1 protein-coding gene and 1 pseudogene are annotated in these 820 nt (G+C 69.8%); both read left to right on the plus strand.

What is annotated here, in order from left to right; genetic code table 11:
- The coding region (locus tag C1J01_RS48400) for a nuclear transport factor 2 family protein (RefSeq protein WP_220040503.1) at positions 1–367 on the plus strand (367 nt) is incomplete at its 5' end.
- Positions 368–492: 125 nt separating this feature from the next.
- Positions 493–820, plus strand: a pseudogene (locus tag C1J01_RS48405) (Nramp family divalent metal transporter); the annotation flags it as partial.

Raw genomic sequence — 820 nt, forward strand, 5'->3', positions numbered from 1 at the left:
CTCCACCTCCCCCTCGGGAGCCGCCCCGGGAGCCGCCTCGGGAGCCGACGCTGTGTCCCCCGCGGCGCGGGCGTACGCCGACGCCGTGAACGCCCGGGACCTGGACGCCCTCGTCGCCGCGTTCGCCCCGGACGCCGAGATCATCGACGTCACCCGCAGCATCCGCGGACGCGAGGCCATCCGGCGGTGGGCGGGCGACGAGGTGATCGGCGGGACGCTGCGGATCCTCTCGATCGCCGAGCGGCGGGCCGACGGCCAGCGGCTCCTCGTGCACTGGGCTCCGGCGGGCTCGGCCGGCAGGCGCGCCCACTACGACTTCACGATCGGCGACGGTCTCATCGTCAGGGCCGACCTGCAGTACGCCTGATCCAGTACGCCTGATCCAGTACGCCTGATCCAGTACGCCTGATCCAGTACGCCTGATCGCGGCGCGCATTTGGGCCTTGTAGCGACCCTCCTGCGGGATCACGCTGAATGACAGGAGGCAGTGAGATGTCGCACCCACTCGGAGTCAGCCGTCCGGATCTCGAAGTCACCGACCTGCCCACGCCTGAGGAGGTCTTCAAGGTCTCCAAGATCGGCCCCAAGGAGCTTTTCAAACACGCAGTCGGCCCGAGCCTGATCGCCCTCGGCATCTCGATCGGCAGCGGGGAGTGGCTGCTCGGCCCGCTCAGCGTGGGCCAGTACGGGTTCGTCGGCGTCGGCTGGGTCATCCTGGTCTCGGCGCTGCTGCAGACGTTCTACAACGTCGAGTGCTCCAGGTACGTCATCGCGACAGGTGAGACGCCGGTGGTGGGCTGGGAGGGGTGCCGCCGGGGTG

This window comes from Nonomuraea aridisoli (assembly GCF_003236395.1).
Lineage (GTDB): Bacteria > Actinomycetota > Actinomycetes > Streptosporangiales > Streptosporangiaceae > Nonomuraea > Nonomuraea aridisoli.